This window comes from Rhizobium sp. NZLR11 (assembly GCF_019685115.1).
Classification (GTDB): Bacteria; Pseudomonadota; Alphaproteobacteria; order Rhizobiales; family Rhizobiaceae; genus Rhizobium.
Window position 1 is genome coordinate 40,930 of the sequence record NZ_JABDWD010000015.1, and the last position, 18,314, is coordinate 59,243.

Consider the following 18,314-nt stretch of genomic DNA (forward strand, 5'->3'; position numbering starts at 1 on the left):
CTTGAACAAAACGGTCAGCTTGGCCTTTTCGAGATGCTGAGCTGGCCGAGAACGACGGCGGGTGTCAGGCTAGAGAACTCGCCGACCTCGCGCGTCATGTGGGCCTGATCGGCAAAGCCCGCTTCGAGTGCGAGGCTGGCAAGCGGCATCGTGTCCGAGCTGCGGCAGAAGTCGAGGAAACGCTGGAATCGGCGGATCCGTTCCAGCGTCTTCGCGCCATAGCCGAAATGATGGTGGCAGCGGCGGCGTAACTGCCTTTCGCTCATGCCAAGCCGGCCAAACAGACCGGATGCCGGGCGACCGCTGTCGGCGGCGGTGAAGATAATGGCGGCATCCCGGGCAGGTTCGTCCTCATCGCGGATGGCCTCTTCCAGCAAGCGGCCAAACAGCGCCATGGCGACCGAAGGATCGCGACATTCGCCAAGCCGCGCCTCGAATTCGGCCGCGTCCTTCCGGCCGATGTCAGCAAGAGGCACCGAGCAGCCGACAAGCGCCGAAAGCGGCGTCTTCAACCACGGTGCCGCGGCGCCCGGCGCAAAACGTGCGCCGATGACCGTCGCGCCAGGCCGGAGGACGGGAAAGGCCGCTGTCCTGTCGGGACCGGCGACAACCAGCCGGCCATCGATCCAAAGGAGATCGCAATAACCGTCCGGCACGATCGCCACCATTGCCGGTGGTCCGTCATGGAACGCATGCGACCAGAGCCGGCTGAAATGGCGCCGCAGCGGCGGCGGTGGCGCACATTCGCGGTAGCGGCCGGCGCGGGCCGCGAGCAGAGCCGTATCTTTTCGTTTTTCCGAGACCAACGCGATATCTCCCGAAATGTGGATGATACCATCAGATAGGGCATCAAGGGCAGGGCGCGAGAAAACTTGGTTGCCGATGAGCCGGCGCAAGCGGTTGTCGGACAAGCCGGGATATTGCAAGCTTCATTTCATTGGCTTTTGCGAACCGATTAGACCCTTGCGAGACTTGCCGTTTGACCGAGACAGTGCCACAACACCGGTCCAAATGACACATCGGAGGTTTGTCGTGGAAAAGGCAGAAATTGGACTGATCGGTCTTGCGGTCATGGGCTCCAACCTGGCGCTCAACATCGCCGAGAAAGGCAATAAAATTGCGGTCTTCAACCGTACGCCTGAGAAAACCGACGAATTCTACGAAAGCGCCGGCGATCTGAAAAAACAGATCATTCCGTGCAAGACCATCGAAGAGTTCGTCGATGCGATCCGGCCGCCGCGCCCGATCATCATCATGATCAAGGCGGGCGATCCCGTTGACCAACAGATGGAGTTGCTGCGCCCGCATCTGTCCAAGGGCGACATCATGATCGATGCCGGCAACGCCAATTTCCGCGACACCGTCGCCCGCTTCGACCGCTTGAAGAATACCGATCTGACCTTCATCGGCATGGGTGTTTCCGGCGGCGAGGAAGGTGCGCGCCACGGCCCGTCGATCATGGTCGGCGGCACGGAGGAATCCTGGACGCGCGTCGAGAAGGTGCTGACCTCGATCGCCGCCCGCTACAATGACGAGCCCTGTGTCGCCTGGCTCGGCAATGACGGCGCCGGCCATTTCGTCAAGACCATCCATAACGGTATCGAATACGCCGATATGCAGATGATCGCCGAAATCTACGGCATCCTGCGCGACGGCCTCGGCAAGACTGCCTCCGACATCTCCGGCATCTTCGGCGAGTGGAACAAGGGCCGCCTGAACTCCTACCTGATCGAGATTTCCGAGAAGGTGCTTGCCGCCACCGATCCGGTTTCCGGCGGGCCGATGGTCGACATGATCCTCGACAAGGCTGGTCAGAAGGGCACCGGCAAGTGGTCGGCGATCGAGGCGCAGAACATGGGCATTCCGGCGACGGCGATCGAAGCCGCAGTCGCTGCCCGCAGCCTCTCCTCGATGAAGTCGCAGCGCGAAGCCGCCGAAAAGATCTTCGGCAAGCAGGCGGTATCCTTCCCGATCGCTTACGGCCCCGAGCTCAACAAGGATCTGGAGCTGGCGCTGTTTGCCGCCAAGATCGGCGCCTATGCGCAGGGCTTCGCGGTAATGGCGGAAGCGTCGCGCGAGTTCAACTGGTCGCTGCCGATGCCGACGATTGCCAGGATCTGGCGCGCCGGCTGCATCATCCGCTCGCAGTTCCTCGATGAGATCACCTCGGCCTTCACCAAGGCGCCCGACGCAGCAAACCTGATCGTCACGCCGGCCTTCTCCGACATGGTCAAGGAATCGATCCCGGCGCTGCGCCGTGTCGTCACAGCTGCCATTTCGGCAGGCCTGCCGGTGCCGGCGCTGTCCTCGGCACTCACCTATTTCGACGCCTATCGCCAGGGCAGGGGAACCGCCAACCTCATCCAGGCCCAGCGCGATTTCTTCGGCGCCCACGGCTTCGACCGCCTGGATGGCAAGGATTTCCACCACGGCCCCTGGGGCAGCGGTGCCTCGACTTTCTAAGGTTTGCTGAGACGACATCAACGAAGAGCCCGGCCGTCGCGCCGGGCTTTTTCGTGGTTTGAGCCGCTCCGGCGGCGAGCCGTCCGAAAGAGGCCGACGGCGGTGCTGAACCCGGAAGGGCAGGTCTTGGCGCAACTGCCGCTGGACGAACCCGGCTTGCTGGCCTTCGACTTTCCTTGCATAGAATCTGCGAGCGATCAGGATGAGGAATTGACCGAGATGCTTATCCGATATGAAACGCTGGCGGATATCGGTGCGATCCACGATCTGACATCGATTGCCTTTAAGTCGACGCCTTACAGCGACGGCACGGAGGCGGAGATTGTTCGGAGGCTTCGCGCGGCAGGCGATCTGACGATATCGCTGGTTGCTGAAGAAGAAGGCGAGATTCTGGGGCATGTCGCGTTTTCGCCGGTGACAATCGACGGTGGGCATGCGGGATGGTTCGGACTGGGCCCGATATCGGTCAAGCCGGAGAGACAGCGGCAGGGCATCGGCAAGGCGCTGATCGCCAGAGGACTGGAATTGCTGGAGGAGATGGCCGCCAGCGGGTGCGCGCTGATCGGCAATCCCGACATCTATAGCCGCGCCGGATTCAGCAGCGACGGGCAACTACGCTATCTCGATGTCGATAGGCGGCTGGTGCAGTGGATTGTCCTTCGCGGGCCGGCGCCGTGCGGGACGCTTCAATTTTCTGCGGCGTTTGAAGGCTAGCGGCTCCGCTCCAACTTCCAGCAGACGGCGACAACATGTCTAAACGGGCGTGATGATCATCCAGACCGAGCGTCTTAGGCTCCGCATGCCCGACAGGGACGATTTCGCCGCCTATGCGCGGCTGATGGCCTCGCCGCGATCGGTTGGAATGGGCGGGCCGTTTGATCTGCGCGCGGCCTGGGGAATGTTCTGTCACGACGTGGCGCTCTGGCAGCTTTTCGGGCACGGGGCGCTGATGATCGACGTTGCCGAGCCCGGCGAATGCGTCGGGCAGGTCGGATCAATCATGGGCCGCTCTTTCCGGAAAGGGAACTGGGATGGTTCGTCTATGAGGGCTATGAGGGCAGAGGCTATGCGACCGAAGCGGCCCTGGCGTTACGGGACTGGGCCTTTGCAAGCCTGGGTCTGCCGTCGCTCGTCAGCTATATCGCTCCCGGCAATGCCGCTTCGATTGCCGTTACGGAGCGGCTGGGCGGGCGTCTCGATCTGACTGCACCCCGGACTGATCCCGCGGACCTCGTTTATCGTCATCTCGCGTCCTGAGAAAATGGTCATAGGAACGGCGCTTGGCGGCAGACGTCTCCGTTCTTACATGTTGATCGGTTAGCAAGCGGTGCCGCAAGACAATGGGGATGCCTGATGACGGAGACGAAGCGGGAGCACTGGGACGAGGTCTACCGCACCAAAGCTGCCGACAGCGTCAGCTGGTATCAGCCGACGCCCGAGCCTTCCTTGCGGGCGCTTGACGAGTTGCGGTTGCCGGTTTCGGCCTCGCTGATCGATGTGGGCGGCGGTGCATCGAGCCTTGTCGACCGGCTTGTCGAGCGCGGATGGTCCGATCTCACCGTTCTCGATATCGCCGCGCCGGCGCTCGACCTCGCCAAGGCACGGCTGGGGGACGAGACCGCCCGCGTCGCCTGGGTGATTGATGATGTCACCGCATGGAGACCGGAGCGCCAGTACGACGTGTGGCACGACCGCGCCGTCTTTCACTTCCTCACCGAGCCCGAGCAGCGGCTGGCTTATCGCCACGCGCTCGAAATCGGCACGGCGTCGGGCAGCGCCGTGATCATCGCCACCTTCGCACCGGACGGGCCGGAACGGTGCAGTGGTTTGCCGGTCCAACGTTACGACGCGGCCGCGCTTGCGGGTGAATTCTCGTCTGCCTTCGCGCCTCAGCGCGACTGGCGCGAGGAGCACACGACACCCGGCGGCCGCTGGCAGTCGTTCCAGTGGTGCGTCTTTCGCAGGCGCTGAGCTCTGACTGGCCTATAGCTGGCGTCCGGCGCTGTGTCAGGCAGCCCGACCGGCGCGCGCCAGGCCGTGATCGATGAGCCTCTCGATGATCTCGGCGTAGCCGACGCCGCTTGCCGCCATCGCCTTGGAATACATGCTGATATTGGTAAAGCCGGGGATGGTGTTGATCTCATTGACGAGGAACTGCATGTCGTCCGTCAGGAAAAAGTCGACGCGGGCCATGCCGTCGCAGCCGACCGCCCGGAAGGCCCTTGCGGCCATGTCGCGCATGGCAGCCTCGACATCCTCAGGCAGTTCGGCCGGGACTTTCAGCGCCGCGCCCTTCTCGTCGATATATTTGGCTTCGTAGCTGTAGAAGCCGTGGCTTTCGGCCGGCACGATCTCGCCCGGCCGGGAGACGAAGAGTTCGCCTGCCGCATCCTCCAGCACGCTGAATTCGATCTCGCGGCCGGCAACGAACTCCTCGGCGAGCAGTATCCGATCGTGGCGGAAGGCCTCGGCAAGAGCGCCCGCGAATTCTTGGCTGGCATGAACCTTGGCGACGCCGACCGACGATCCCTGCCGCGCCGGCTTGATGAACAGCGGCAGGCCCAATTCGCCTTCGAGCGCGGCAAGCGATGGAGCCGCGTCCTCCCGGATCGCCACCGCGCGCGCCACCGGCAGACCCGCCGCCTTCAGCAGACGCTTGGCGATGTCCTTGTCTAGCGCTGCGGCCGAGCCGAGGATGCCGCAGCCGGCGAGTGGAACGCGCGCCACCTCCGCCAGACCCTGCACCGATCCGTCTTCGCCATGCAGGCCGTGCAGCACGGGAAACAGGATGTCGATCCCCGGCAATTCATGCGGCGCCCCATGGGCCGGGATTGCCAGCATCCGGCCCTTTCCGCCCGGAACGAGGCAGATTTCGACGCCTGATGACGGTGTCGCTAGTATGCCGCCCTCGAAATTGCTCATCAGCCATTGTCCCTCCCGGGTGATGAAAACGGGGATGGCGTCATATTTTTCGGGCTTGAGCGCGCCCATGACGTTGGTTGCCGAAAGGATGGAAACCTCATGCTCGGCCGAGCGGCCGCCGAAGAGCACGGCGATGCGCAGCCTGTTTGGGGAAGGGGTCATGCAAGCCTCCGAAGCGATCTGGTGTTGAAAAGGTCAGGCGTCGACAGATATGCCGCGATTGGCGAAGAAGCAGTCGAAGAGGGCGAGCGGCAGCGTCACATCGGCCTGGCTCGCCTCGTCATGGCCGGACGGGTTGTGGAAGCGGATCGTCTCGTCGCTTGCTGACGTCACTAGCACCAGATGGCCGCCCTTCGATGGTGGCTGACGCTCCGGCCAGCGGATGCCCGAATGCACCGAGGCGATGAAGAAGCGCCGTTTCGATAGAAGCTCCGGAATGGCCGGTGTCTCGACGCCTGTCATCGTCTCCGCACTCAGCGCGAATCGGTCAGCGGCGAAGCGGACGAAGGGTGCGTAGATCAGCCCCTTGATCGAGGCATCGATCTCGTTGACGACATAACCGCCATAGGCCGTGCAGGCGCGGGCAAGCTCGAGGGTCGGATGGATCTCGCCGCGGGCGGCAAGCATCATCTTCAGGCAGGCCATGCCGCAGACATTGACCGCCCAGCGCGCATATTCCTCGATCGTGCCGGCGCCCGAACGGCGCCAGAGCGGATCACGCAACAGGGCCTGCGATCCCTCAGCAAGCACCGGCAGCGTCATGCCAGGTGTTTCCCATTGGCTGAAATAGGGCACGCCGCTCGGCTGCATTCTGTCGATCTCCCTGACACGCTGGTGAGATGGCGGGCAATCTTGGCTTTTTTCGAGGCGATGCCGCGCTTGCGATCAGCGCGGTGAAGTCCGTGGGAGAGCTGAGATCATTGCGCGGCTGGAACCGATTTGGACCGCCGAAGATGAGTTTTCCGGCGTCAGCCGGGAAGTCCGACGGGTCGCGCTTCTCAATCCGTGCTATTTCCCGCTTTCCGGCCAGATCGGCTGGCTGATGCTCTGCAGCAGTTCCGGTTCGACGCCGTCGATGCGGGCGATGACGGCTTTGGCCATTTCGCGGCCAGCCTGGCGCACGTCTTCCTGTACAGTGATGATCTCGGGGCGGATCCAGTTCAGGATCGGCACCGATTGCTTCGACACCATGTCGAGATCGCGGCCGAGCGCCTTGCCGGCAGCCTCGATGCCGGCATTGACGGCAATCGCCGCGCTGCCGGCCGAACAGACGATGCCGTCAGGGGCGTTTTCCGAGCGCATCATCACTTCGACGACGTCGCGGATATCGGCAAGCGGCGCATCGCTGTTGATACGCAGCGGCACTTCCTCGGCGCCGTAATCGTGCAGGCCGGTCTGGAAGCCGATGCGGATGTGGGCGTAATAGGTGAGCTTGCTTGGCGGCTGCAACAGGGCGATGCGGCGTCGGCCGCGCTTGACGAGCCGTTCCACCGCCTGGTGGGCGAAGGCTTCGTTGTTGAAATCGTGGAAGGGGTGGGTGAGACCCGCATCGGTGCGCCCATGCGTGGCGAAGGGCATGCCGCGCTCGGTCAGCAGACGCACGCGCGGATCGTCCGGCTCGATGCGCGAGATGATGACGCCGTCGGCCGAACCGGTATCGAGGATGTAGCGCACCGGCAGCATCGGATCCTTGCTGTGGGAATGCGGCGTGACAACGATATGATAGGGTGTGCCGGACAGGACCTCGGAAATGCCGAAGACCATCTGGCTCGAAAAGCCCATGATCTCTTCATCAATGCTGAGGACGAGGGCGATGACGTTGGTCTTGCCAGTGCGCAGGCGCACACCGGCCCTGTTCGGCTGGTAGCCGAGTTGGCGGGCGACCATGCGCACCCGCTCCTTGGTCTCCGCTCCGATGTCAGGCGCATCCTTCAGGGCGCGCGATACCGTCGTCACGCCGAGACCGGTCATGAAGGCGATCGTCTTCAACGTCGGGCGCTCGCGCGCCGTCGGCGTCGATACCGCTTGCCCGAAATTTCCCTTGTTTTCCATCCCTGTAGGCCTGCCTCGCGCGAATTGGTGTCGCTTATAGAGGCTTTTTCAAGCGCCGTAAGCCCGCCGCCTGCCAAAATCGCGCCTCCCTAAGGAATGCAATCTGTAACGATACAGTAGAAATGTCGAGGGCTTTTTCTTGTGTGCTTTGCAGCATTGTACGCATAGGTTGAATCCGTCGCTCAAGCTTTGTTTTTTTGCGCTTGCGAAAGGAATAAGGCGAAAGAAAAACCGATTGGCAAAATTTTCTCTGTGTTTTCATTGTGATAATCTGACTGCTCGATTCCGAGAGCGCATGACAAGATGCCGGCTTTAAGCGAATGACCGTCCGACCAGAAACAGGCACAAGTAGCAATTCCGCCTGTCGTGGAAAAATTTGCAGGCGGACGGTTGCGTGCTGAAATCGATTGATCTAAGTTTTTCCGGCAACGTTTCAGTGAGGGAGGAAAACTCATGAAAATCCGTATTATGGCAGCAATGCTTGCCGCTTCGGTCGCGCTTCCGTTCGGAGCCGCCAACGCCACCGATCTCGAAGTCACGCATTGGTGGACATCAGGTGGCGAATCGGCCGCCGTCGCCGAGCTGGCTAAGGCATTCGACGCCACCGGCAACCACTGGGTCGACGGCGCAATCGCCGGTTCCGGCGGCACTGCCCGTCCGATCATGATCAGCCGCATCACCGGCGGCGACCCGATGGGCGCCACGCAGTTCAACCATGGCCGCCAGGCTGAGGAACTCGTCCAGGCCGGCCTGATGCGCGACCTGACCGACGTGGCGACCGCAGAGCACTGGAAGGACATCATCCGTCCGGCGAGCCTGCTCGATTCCTGCACCATCGACGGCAAGATCTATTGCGCGCCCGTCAACATCCACTCCTGGCAGTGGCTGTGGCTTTCGAATGCCGCCTTCAAGAAGGCCGGCGTCGAGGTTCCGAAGAACTGGGACGAGTTCGTCGCTTCCGCTCCGGCTCTCGAAAAGGCCGGCATCATTCCGCTCGCCGTCGGCGGTCAGCCGTGGCAGGCGACAGGCGCGTTCGACGTGCTGATGGTTGCGGTTGCCGGCAAGGATACCTTCAACAAGGTCTTCAAGGACAAGGATGCGAAAGTTGCTGCCGGTCCTGAAATCGCCAAGGTCTTCAAGGCGGCCGACGATGCGCGGCGCATGGCCAAAGGCAGCAACGTCCAGGACTGGAACCAGGCCACCAACCTCGTCATCACAGGCAAGGCCGGCGGTCAGATCATGGGCGACTGGGCGCAGGGTGAATTCGCGCTCGCCGGTCAGAAGGCCGGTACCGATTATACCTGCCTGCCGGGCCTCGGCGTCAACGAGATCATCTCGACCGGCGGCGACGCCTTCTATTTCCCGCTGCTGAAGGACGCCGAAAAGTCCAAGGCGCAGGCCGTGCTTGCCAAGACCTTGCTCGATCCCAAGACCCAGGTTGCCTTCAACCTGAAGAAGGGTTCGCTGCCGGTTCGCGGCGACGTCGATCTCGCCGCCGCCAACGATTGCATGAAGAAGGGTCTCGAAATCCTGGCCAAGGGCAACGTGATCGAGGGCACCGACCAGTTGCTTTCGGCAGACAGCCAGAAGCAGAAGGAAGACCTCTTCTCCGAATTCTTCGCCAATCCGTCGATGACGCCTGAGGACGCTCAGAAGCGTTTTGCTGGGATCATCGCTTCGGCTGATTGATCGCTAGATTCGCCGCCTTTGCGATCCGGCTTCTCAAGAGCCGGATCGTGTCCCCGGACTGATGTTCGGCTGGCGGCGTCTTTCCGGCATCCCCGGCAAATCCCGGGGGCAGGGATGGGCAGACGGGCCAGGCTTGTTCTGTCACCGGTCGCAGTTGCGATTTGAGGAGAAGTGTTCATGACAGGTCAAGCGCAAGCAGGCCGGCCAATCAAGTTACTGCGCAATCTGAATGCCAAGATTGCGTCCATTCCGATGATCCTGACAGCGCTGGTGATTTTTGTCGGCGGCACGCTCTGGACCGTCTTTTATTCCTTCACGAATTCGAAGCTCCTTCCGCGATTGAGCTTCGTCGGCATTGATCAGTATGAGCGGCTTTGGGCCGCACCGCGCTGGGTAACGGCGATCGAGAATCTGGCTCTCTACGGCGTTCTTTCGCTGATCTTCAGCCTGGTCATCGGTTTCCTGCTTGCTGCGCTGATGGATCAGAAGATCCGTTTCGAAAATACGTTCCGCACCATCTTCCTCTACCCCTTCGCGCTGTCCTTCATCGTGACGGGCCTCGTCTGGCAGTGGATTCTGAATCCCGATTTCGGCATTCAGTCGGTTGTGCGTTCGCTCGGCTGGACGAGCTTCACCTTCAATCCGCTCTATACGCCCGAAATTGTCATCTACGGCATCCTGATCGCGGCGCTATGGCAGGGAACGGGTCTGGTCATGTGCCTGATGCTTGCCGGCTTGCGCGGCATCGACGAGGACATCTGGAAAGCGGCGCGCGTCGACGGCATTCCGATGTGGAAGACCTATCTCTTCATCGTCATTCCGATGATGCGGCCGGTCTTCATCACGACGATCGTCATCATCGCTTCCGGTATCGTCAAGGTCTACGATCTTGTCGTCGCCCAGACATCTGGCGGTCCCGGCATCTCCTCGGAAGTGCCAGCGAAATATGTCTACGACTACATGTTCCAGGCACAGAACCTGGGGCAGGGCTTCGCCGCCTCGACGATGATGCTGGTGACGGTCGCGATCATTATCGTCCCGTGGGCCTATTTGGAATTCGGAGGAGGGCGCAAGCGTGGCTGATACAGGAACTCTCAATACCGTTGCCGCTGGCATCGACGCCGTTGCACCGAGACTCGGCGAAGGTCCGAGCGGCGCTAAGCCGCGCCGGGCGCTGTCGTCGCGCAACATCATGCTCTACGGCACGCTGACTGTTGCGGCACTCTATTATCTGCTGCCGCTCTACGTGATGGTCGTGACTTCGCTGAAGGGCATGCCGGAAATCCGCCTCGGCAACATTTTCTCGCCGCCGATGGAGATCACCTTCGAACCTTGGGTGAAGGCCTGGGCGGAGGCCTGCACCGGGCTCAATTGCGATGGACTGTCGCGCGGGTTCTGGAATTCGGTGCGCATCACGGTGCCGTCGGTCATCATCTCGATCGCCATCGCCTCGGTGAACGGCTATGCATTGGCAAACTGGCGCTTCAAGGGGTCCGAGCTGTTCTTCTCGATCCTCATCGTCGGGGCGTTCATTCCCTATCAGGTGATGATCTATCCGATCGTCATCATCCTTCGCGAAATCGGCCTTTACGGCACGCTGAGCGGCCTCGTCATCGTGCATTCGATCTTCGGCATGCCGATCCTGACGCTGCTGTTTCGCAATTATTTCGTGTCCTTGCCGGAAGAGCTGTTCAAGGCGGCACGCGTCGACGGCGCGGGTTTCTGGCAGATCTTCCTGAAGATCATGGTGCCGATGTCGCTGCCGATCTTCGTCGTCGCTATGATCTTGCAGGTGACCGGTATCTGGAACGACTTCCTGTTCGGTGTGGTCTTCACCCGGCCGGATACCTATCCGATGACCGTGCAGCTCAACAACATCGTCAATTCCGTCCAGGGCGTGAAGGAATACAACGTCAACATGGCCGCGACGATCCTGACGGGTCTCGTGCCGTTGATCGTCTATTTCGTGTCGGGACGGCTTTTCGTCCGTGGCATCGCCGCCGGCGCAGTGAAGGGTTGATCCCATGAACATGAATTCAAGTGTCTCCAACTCAAGTGTCTCCATCAGGGATCTGTCGCTGAATTTCGGCTCGGTCAGCGTCCTCAAGGACCTGAACCTCGACATCAACGACGGCGAATTCCTGGTGCTGCTCGGTTCGTCCGGCTGCGGCAAGTCGACCTTGCTGAACTGCATTGCCGGCCTGCTCGACGCCTCGGAAGGGCAGATCTTCATCAAAGGCAAAAACGTCACCTGGGAAGAGCCGAAGGACCGCGGCATCGGCATGGTCTTCCAGTCCTATGCGCTTTATCCGCAGATGACGGTTGAAAAGAACCTCTCCTTCGGCCTTCGCGTCGCCAAGGTGCCGCAGGCCGAGATCGACAAGCGCGTGGCGCGTGCCTCCGAGATCCTGCAGATTCAGCCGCTCTTGAAGCGCAAGCCGGCCGAGCTTTCCGGCGGCCAGCGCCAGCGCGTGGCGATCGGCCGGGCGCTGGTTCGCGATGTCGACGTCTTCCTGTTCGACGAGCCGCTGTCCAACCTCGACGCCAAGCTGCGCTCGGAATTGCGCGTCGAAATCAAGCGCCTGCACCAGTCGCTGAAGAACACGATGATCTACGTGACGCACGACCAGATCGAGGCGCTGACGCTCGCCGACCGTATCGCCATCATGAAGAGCGGTATCATCCAGCAACTCGACGATCCGACGACGATCTACAACAAACCACGCAATCTCTTCGTCGCCGGCTTCATCGGCTCGCCGTCGATGAACTTCCTGCACGGCGAGTTGGTCAGCACAGGCGACGGCATTGCCTTTTCTGCCAACGGCGTCATTTTCTCGCTCGCTGCCTACGACGCCAGCGAGACGCTGCAACCCGGCCGCAAGGTGGTGCTCGGCGTTCGCCCCGAGCACATCAAGGTCAACGAGAATGCCGGCGGCGAAGAACATGACGCCACTGTCGATATCGAGGAGCCGATGGGCGCGGACAACCTTCTGTGGCTGAAACATGCCGGTCACACGATGTCGGTACGGGTCAACGGCGCGCGCCGCTTCAACGTCGGAGCCAAGGTGAAACTGAACTTCGACATGACGGTCGCCTCGGTCTTCGATGCCGAGAACGAGTTGCGACTTTAGAGATTTTTGCGGGCGGGGCCGGATGGTGTCGCCTGCTTGCTGCAAGGCTGTTTGTATGAATTCGACCGATGCTCAACCCTTCCTCAGGCGGGGGCAAGCTTGGCAAGATGCTTGCTCCGCTCTTCGTCATTCTCGGGCTTGACCCGAGGATCCATGCCGCAACTGCCGATGGATGCCGTGTGGATGCTCGGGTCAAGCCCGAGAATGACGGAGCGCGGGGCGGATGGAAGGGTCATGACGAACGACAATTACCGGACGGCGACCATGCGCGGTCCATTTCAAAAACGTAATTCGGAAACGATATCGTGACGCAACAATCGACCACCTCCAACATCGATCTTTCCGGTTCGTGGCAGCTCGCCTCCGTCGACGGCGAAATTCGCACCGCAATCATGCTGCCGGGCGACGTGCACACAGCGCTCCACCGCGCAAGCCTGATCCCCGACCCCTATTTCGGCCGCAACGAGGAAAAGGTGCAGTGGGTTGCCGAGCGCGAATGGGCGGTCGTGCGCAGCTTCACGCTTCCGGAGGTCGACGGCGACTGGTATCTCGATATCGATTATCTCGACACGGTCGCCAGCGTCTACGTCAATGGCTTTCTGGCGCTGGAAGCCGACAACAGCTTCCGCCGCTACCGGCCCGATGTCTCCAGCATGCTGAAATCAGGCGACAACTCGATCCGCATCGTCTTTGCCTCCAACATCGCCATCGGGGCCGAGCGGCAGAAGAAGCAGCCCTTCTACATTCCCTACAGTACCGGCAATTCACCGATTCCAGACGGCAATATGCTGCGCAAGCCGCAATGCCATTTCGGCTGGGACTGGAATATCGCCATCGCGCCGTTCGGCCTCTACGGCATGATCGCGCTGAAAAAACTCGAGACCGCGCGCATCGAGCATGTGGTCACCCGCCAAACCCATAATTTCGATGGTTCAGTCGATTTGACGGTGACGGCGACGCTGTTTTCCAAGGGGCCAAGCGTTGCCCAGGTCTATTTCGATCTCGACGGCGAGCGGGTGCGGCTCGATGTCGGGGTCCATGGCGAGACCCATGTCAACCATCTCTTTCATATCGACAATCCGCGCCTATGGTGGCCATCGGGCAGCGGCGACCAGGCGCTCTACAGGCTGTCCGTCGAATTGCCGACCGATGAGGTGACGAAGCAGATCGGTCTTCGCACCATCGAGCTGATCACCACGCCGGATGCATCAGGCAGCCGCTTCGCCTTCAAGGTCAACGGCCGCGAAATCTTCTGCCGCGGCGCCAACTGGATTCCGGCAGACGCGCTGTTTTCGCTCTCTTCGCCTGGAAAGACCGAGGACCTGCTGCAATCGGCCAAGGCCGCCAACATGAACATGATCCGCGTCTGGGGTGGTGGCTTCTACGAGCAGGATCATTTCTACGATCTCTGCGACCGGCTGGGCCTGATGGTCTGGCAGGACTTCATGTTCGCCTGCAACCTTTACCCTTCGACCGAAGACTTCCTCGACAATGTGACGATCGAGGTCGGTTACCAGGTGCGGCGGCTCTCCTCGCATCCTTCGATCGTGCTTTGGTGCGGCGACAACGAGCTGGTCGGGGCACTCACCTGGTTCGAAGAGTCCCGCAAGGACCGCGACCGCTATCTCGTCTCCTACGACCGGCTCAACCGCACGATCGAGCAGGCGGTGAAAAAGGCGCTGCCCGGGGCGCTCTGGTGGCCGTCGAGCCCGGCTTCGGGTTATCTCGATTTCGGCGATGCTTGGCATGCGGACGGCTCCGGCGACATGCATTACTGGTCGGTCTGGCACGAGAACAAGTCGTTCGACAATTATCGTTCGGTGCGCCCGCGCTTCTGCTCGGAATTCGGCTTCCAGTCCTATACCTCACTGCCCGTCATCAAGACCTATGCCGAGGAGAAGGACATGAACGTCGCTTCCCCGGTCATGGAGCTGCACCAGAAGAATGCTGGCGGCAACGAGCGCATCGCCGGCACGATGTTCCGCTATTTCCGCTTCCCCAAGGATTTTCCGAACTTCGTCTATCTCTCGCAGATCCAGCAGGGGCTGGCGATCAAGACGGCGGTGGAATACTGGCGGTCGCTCAAACCCCATTGCATGGGTACGATCTACTGGCAGCTGAACGACACCTGGCCGGTCGCCTCGTGGTCGAGCCTCGACTATGGCGGCCGCTGGAAGGCGATGCATTATCTCGTCAAGCGCTTCTTCCAGCCGGTCGCGGTCGCCGCCATTCCTTCCGACGACGGAAAGACGATCCGCTTCTCGCTGGTCAACGACACGCTTGCCGATGTCAACGTCGATCTTTCGATCTCGATCCTGACGATGAAGGGCGAGCGTCGGCATCTCAAGGACGTGCAGGCCATGTGCTCGCCGGATGCGGCAGTGACGGCGGCGAGCGTCGACATCGCCGATATTCCCGAGGGCACGCTGTTGGCCTGGAATTTCACCGCGTCGAACGGCATGGGCAGCGAGGGGCACTATATCCACGGCACCTATAAGGCATTGGAATTGGAGCCTTCGGGCCTGACCGTTACCCACGAATATGTCGAGGAGAGCGGCGCGATCGATATCAATGTCACCGCGAGGGGGCTTGCGCTCTTCGTGATGATCGAGACCGAGACGGACGGCAAATATTCCGACAACGCCTTCGATCTTGCGGCCGGCGAAAGCCGCTGCATCACCTTTACTCCGGCACGGCCGCTCGATCGCGGCGCGCTTCCGGAGTTCCGGTTCTATGACCTGCATTCCTGCCAGTCGGCGGATTGATCTTTGCAAGAATGGGCACGAGGCCCAAGGAGAACATGATGACGAAACTCAGCTACCAGCTTTATAGCGCCCGCAACTTCCAGCCCTATTCGGCGATTTTCGAAAAGCTTGGCAAGGCAGGTTATGCCGAGGTCGAGGGCTTCGGCGGCATCTATGCCGATCTCGACGATGCCGGCCTGAACAGCCTTCGCGCCGATCTCGACAAGAACGGCCTGGTGATGGCGACCGGTCATTTCAGCCCTGATTTCCTGGAGAAGGACGTGCAGAAGTCGCTGAACATTGCCAAGATTCTTGGCATGGATTCGATCTATGCGCCGCATCTGGCCGCTGACCAGCGCCCCTCCGACGCCGCCGGCTGGGTCGCCTTCGGCACACGCCTGCAGGAGATGAGCAAGCCCTATAAGGATGCCGGCTACGAATTCGGCTGGCACAATCATGACTTCGAATTCTTCAAGCTGCAGGACGGCTCGCGGCCGATCGAACGCATCTTCGAAGGTGCGCCTGACATTTCCTGGGAAGCCGACATCGCTTGGGTCATCCGCGGCGGCGGCGATCCCTTGGCCTGGGTCGAAAAGCTCGGACCGCGCATCACCGCCGTGCACGTCAAGGACATCGCGCCGGCCGGCGAAGCGACGGATGAGGACGGCTGGGCCGATGTCGGCCACGGCAAGGTCGAGTGGGCGAAGCTGATGGCGGCGCTACGCGCCACCAAGGCCAAACACTTCGTCGTCGAACATGACAACCCTAAAGATATCGACCGCAATATCAGCCGCTCGATTGCATCCTTCCAGACTTATTGAGGCACATCATGACCAGGGAACTTGGCGTCGGCATCATCGGATGCGGCAACATCTCCACCACCTACTTTTCGCTGGCACCGCTCTTCAGAGGGCTGAAGGTGCTGGCCTGCGCCGATATCAACGTCCAGGCGGCCGAGGCGCGCGCCAAGGAATATGGCGTCAAAGCGCAGACGATCGACGCGCTTCTCGCCAATGACGAGATCGACGTCGTCGTCAACCTGACGATCCCGGATGCGCATTTCCGCGTGTCGAAGGCGATCCTCGAGGCCGGAAAACACGTCTATTCCGAAAAGCCGCTGGTGCTTTCGCTCGAAGAGGGCGAGGAGCTTCGCCGCATCGCCAAGGCAAAGAACCTTGCCGTCGGCTGCGCGCCGGACACTTTCCTCGGCGGCGCCCATCAGCTCGCCCGCAAGTTCATCGACGACGGCGGCATCGGCCGGGTGACGTCGGGCGCCTGCTACGTGATGAGCCCCGGCATGGAAATGTGGCATCCGAACCCGGATTTCTTCTTCCTGCCGGGGGGCGGCCCGATCCTCGATCTCGGCCCTTATTACATCGCCAACCTGATCAACCTGATCGGCCCGGTCAAACGTGTCGGCGGCATGACCTCGATGGCGTCGCCGACCCGGACGATCACCAGCCAGCCGCGCAACGGCGAGCTTATCCCGGTCAAGACGCCGACGACGATCCAGGCGCTGCTCGAATTCGTCAACGGCGCCACCGTGACGCTGACGGCGAGCTGGGACGTCTGGTCGCATCGTCATGCCAACATGGAGCTCTACGGCACCGACGGCTCGCTCTACGTGCCGGATCCGAACTTCTTCGGTGGTGTTGTCGAGGCAAGCGGCCGCGACAAGGAGATCAAGCCGCTCGACGCCTGGGAGCATCCGTTCGGCAAGATCAACCAGGAAAGCCCGAACGGATCGCGCGCCAATTACCGCACCGCCGGTCTTGCCGACATGGCGATGGCGCTGATCGAGGGCCGCGACGCGCGCTGCTCACTCGACCGCACCCTGCACGGCGTCGACGTCATGACCTCGATCCTGAAATCGGGCGAGGAAGGCCGTTTCATCGACCTGAGCACGACCTGCACCCAGCCGGCCGCGCTTGGCATCGAAGAGGCGCAGGCGCTGTTGAAGTGATAGGGTGGTGCCCGGGGGTCTGCCCGGCACCCGTCCAACTCGTCATCCTCGGCCTTGTGCCGAGGATCTGCAAACAGCGCGGCAGATGTTCGGCACGAGGCCGAGCGTGACGAAAGTACAGGGTGTTCGCCAAAATCGCTTGTGGTGTATGAAGCAGGCACTCGCGGACCATCAAGACCGATATTTTAGCAAGGAGAGTCTCATGAGCTGGCAACCAGCCGCAGACCGTTATTCGAAAATGAAATACAACCGCACGGGCCGCTCCGGCCTGAAGCTGCCGGCCGTCTCGCTCGGCCTCTGGCACAATTTCGGCGGCGACACGTCGCATGACCGCAAGATCGACATGTGCCGCACCGCCTTCGATCTCGGCATTACCCATTTCGACCTCGCCAACAATTACGGTCCGCCTCCCGGCAGCGCCGAGACCGCCTTCGGCGAGATCCTGCGCACCGAATTTTCCGGGCTTCGCGACGAGCTGATCATCTCGTCCAAGGCCGGCTACGACATGTGGCCGGGACCCTATGGCGAGTGGGGCAGCCGAAAATACCTGATCGCCTCCTGCGACCAGAGCCTCAAGCGCATGGGCCTCGACTATGTCGATATTTTCTATTCACACCGTTTCGACCCGGACACGCCGCTCGAAGAAACCTGCGGCGCTCTCGACTATATCGTCCGTTCCGGCCGGGCGCTCTATGTCGGCATCTCCTCCTACAATTCGCAGCGTACGCGCGAAGCCGCCGCGATCCTCAAGGATCTCGGCACGCCGTGTCTGATCCATCAGCCGAGCTATTCGATGCTCAACCGCTGGGTCGAGGACGACAGGCTGCTCGATACGCTCGATGAGGTCGGCATGGGCTCGATCGTGTTCTCGCCGCTTGCCCAGGGCATGCTGACGACGAAATATCTCGGCGGCATTCCCGAAGATAGCCGTGCGGCGCAGAACCATTTTCTGAAGCGCGATTTCATTCGCCCTTCGATTATCGACAATATCAAGAAGCTCAACGGGATCGCCGAAAGGCGCGGCCAGACGCTGGCGCAGATGGCGATCGCCTGGGTGCTGCGCGGCGGACGCGTGACCTCAGCGCTGATCGGCGCCAGCCGCTCGTCGCAGATCGTCGATTGCGTCAAGGCGCTGGATAATCTTGAATTCGCGGCCGAGGAGCTTGCCGAGATCGACGTCTATGCCCGTGAGGCGGATATCAATCTTTGGGCGAAGTCGGCGGAACGGGAATAGGAAGGTCGAGCCGGAGTTTGCAGGACACTTCCGCCAACTCCCTCATTCCTGTGACCTCAGGGCTTTGCCCGAGGGATGTCACAGAAATCCAGCCGCCGCGCGTCGGCGCGGCGAAG

At 61.4% G+C, this 18,314-nt stretch carries 17 protein-coding genes and 1 pseudogene; 12 read left to right on the forward strand and 6 right to left on the reverse strand.

Translation table 11 applies throughout. The features are described from left to right. Nucleotides 1-14: 14 nt before the first annotated feature. Nucleotides 15-806 (reverse strand): helix-turn-helix domain-containing protein, encoded by a 792-nt coding sequence (locus HJB83_RS23485; protein WP_207580786.1) that lies wholly within the window; start codon nucleotides 804-806, stop codon nucleotides 15-17. A 205-nt stretch (nucleotides 807-1,011) separates the two neighbouring features. Between HJB83_RS23485 and gndA the strand changes: the two genes are divergently transcribed. The 4 genes and pseudogenes from gndA (at nucleotide 1,012) to HJB83_RS23505 (ending at nucleotide 4,434) form a co-directional block, all read left to right on the forward strand. Next, nucleotides 1,012-2,463: an NADP-dependent phosphogluconate dehydrogenase gene (gene gndA / locus HJB83_RS23490; protein WP_207580785.1), complete on the forward strand. Its 1,452-nt coding sequence runs from the start codon at nucleotides 1,012-1,014 to the stop codon at nucleotides 2,461-2,463. A 219-nt stretch (nucleotides 2,464-2,682) separates the two neighbouring features. Next, the gene (locus HJB83_RS23495; RefSeq protein WP_207584323.1) at nucleotides 2,683-3,177 is read left to right on the forward strand and encodes a GNAT family N-acetyltransferase; all 495 of its coding nucleotides are present in this window, start codon (nucleotides 2,683-2,685) and stop codon (nucleotides 3,175-3,177) included. Between the two features lie 52 nt (nucleotides 3,178-3,229). Beyond that, nucleotides 3,230-3,720 (forward strand): annotated as a pseudogene (locus tag HJB83_RS23500) (GNAT family N-acetyltransferase). A gap of 96 nt (nucleotides 3,721-3,816) precedes the next feature. Beyond that, a complete protein-coding gene (locus HJB83_RS23505) occupies nucleotides 3,817-4,434 on the forward strand; it encodes a class I SAM-dependent methyltransferase (RefSeq protein ID WP_207580783.1) in 618 nt (205 codons plus the stop codon). 36 nt (nucleotides 4,435-4,470) lie between these two features. On the opposite strand, the gene HJB83_RS23510 is transcribed toward HJB83_RS23505, so the two are convergent. The 4 genes from HJB83_RS23510 to HJB83_RS23525 form a co-directional block, all read right to left on the reverse strand. Beyond that, nucleotides 4,471-5,547: a D-alanine--D-alanine ligase family protein gene (locus HJB83_RS23510; RefSeq protein WP_221117163.1), complete on the reverse strand. Its 1,077-nt coding sequence runs from the start codon at nucleotides 5,545-5,547 to the stop codon at nucleotides 4,471-4,473. 33 nt (nucleotides 5,548-5,580) lie between these two features. Further along, entirely contained in the window at nucleotides 5,581-6,195 is a 615-nt protein-coding gene (locus HJB83_RS23515; protein WP_207580781.1) for a C39 family peptidase, read from the reverse strand. A 198-nt stretch (nucleotides 6,196-6,393) separates the two neighbouring features. Then, a complete protein-coding gene (locus HJB83_RS23520; RefSeq protein WP_207580780.1) occupies nucleotides 6,394-7,437 on the reverse strand; it encodes a LacI family transcriptional regulator in 1,044 nt (347 codons plus the stop codon). Between the two features lie 182 nt (nucleotides 7,438-7,619). Continuing rightward, entirely contained in the window at nucleotides 7,620-7,892 is a 273-nt protein-coding gene (locus tag HJB83_RS23525; protein ID WP_221150865.1) for a hypothetical protein, read from the reverse strand. Between HJB83_RS23525 and HJB83_RS23530 the strand changes: the two genes are divergently transcribed. From HJB83_RS23530 to HJB83_RS23545, 4 genes are all read left to right on the forward strand, one after another. After that, nucleotides 7,891-9,126, forward strand: a complete 1,236-nt coding sequence (locus HJB83_RS23530) for an ABC transporter substrate-binding protein (RefSeq protein ID WP_207580779.1) — start codon at nucleotides 7,891-7,893, stop codon at nucleotides 9,124-9,126. The genes HJB83_RS23525 and HJB83_RS23530 overlap by 2 nt on opposite strands. 177 nt (nucleotides 9,127-9,303) lie before the next feature. Beyond that, nucleotides 9,304-10,209 (forward strand): carbohydrate ABC transporter permease, encoded by a 906-nt coding sequence (locus HJB83_RS23535; RefSeq protein WP_007629571.1) that lies wholly within the window; start codon nucleotides 9,304-9,306, stop codon nucleotides 10,207-10,209. Then, on the forward strand, nucleotides 10,202-11,146 hold the full coding sequence (locus HJB83_RS23540) for a carbohydrate ABC transporter permease (protein ID WP_207580778.1): 945 nt from the start codon (nucleotides 10,202-10,204) through the stop codon (nucleotides 11,144-11,146). Before HJB83_RS23535 ends, HJB83_RS23540 begins: the two co-directional genes overlap by 8 nt. A gap of 4 nt (nucleotides 11,147-11,150) precedes the next feature. Continuing rightward, nucleotides 11,151-12,257, forward strand: coding sequence for an ABC transporter ATP-binding protein (locus HJB83_RS23545; protein WP_207580777.1), 1,107 nt, complete (start codon nucleotides 11,151-11,153; stop codon nucleotides 12,255-12,257). Between the two features lie 83 nt (nucleotides 12,258-12,340). On the opposite strand, the gene HJB83_RS23550 is transcribed toward HJB83_RS23545, so the two are convergent. Beyond that, complete coding sequence (locus HJB83_RS23550) at nucleotides 12,341-12,493, reverse strand: hypothetical protein (RefSeq protein ID WP_207580776.1); 153 nt, start codon at nucleotides 12,491-12,493, stop codon at nucleotides 12,341-12,343. Nucleotides 12,494-12,562: 69 nt separating this feature from the next. Here HJB83_RS23550 and HJB83_RS23555 point away from each other — a divergent pair, with 69 nt between their 5' ends. The 4 genes from HJB83_RS23555 (at nucleotide 12,563) to mgrA (ending at nucleotide 18,198) form a co-directional block, all read left to right on the forward strand. Further along, nucleotides 12,563-15,022 (forward strand): glycosyl hydrolase 2 galactose-binding domain-containing protein, encoded by a 2,460-nt coding sequence (locus tag HJB83_RS23555; protein WP_221132894.1) that lies wholly within the window; start codon nucleotides 12,563-12,565, stop codon nucleotides 15,020-15,022. A 38-nt stretch (nucleotides 15,023-15,060) separates the two neighbouring features. Then, nucleotides 15,061-15,822, forward strand: a complete 762-nt coding sequence (locus HJB83_RS23560) for a sugar phosphate isomerase/epimerase (RefSeq protein WP_221132895.1) — start codon at nucleotides 15,061-15,063, stop codon at nucleotides 15,820-15,822. Between the two features lie 8 nt (nucleotides 15,823-15,830). Continuing rightward, nucleotides 15,831-16,964 (forward strand): Gfo/Idh/MocA family protein, encoded by a 1,134-nt coding sequence (locus tag HJB83_RS23565; RefSeq protein ID WP_207580773.1) that lies wholly within the window; start codon nucleotides 15,831-15,833, stop codon nucleotides 16,962-16,964. Nucleotides 16,965-17,166: 202 nt separating this feature from the next. Beyond that, on the forward strand, nucleotides 17,167-18,198 hold the full coding sequence (mgrA, locus tag HJB83_RS23570) for an L-glyceraldehyde 3-phosphate reductase (protein WP_221132896.1): 1,032 nt from the start codon (nucleotides 17,167-17,169) through the stop codon (nucleotides 18,196-18,198). The last annotated feature ends 116 nt before the right edge of the window (nucleotides 18,199-18,314 follow it).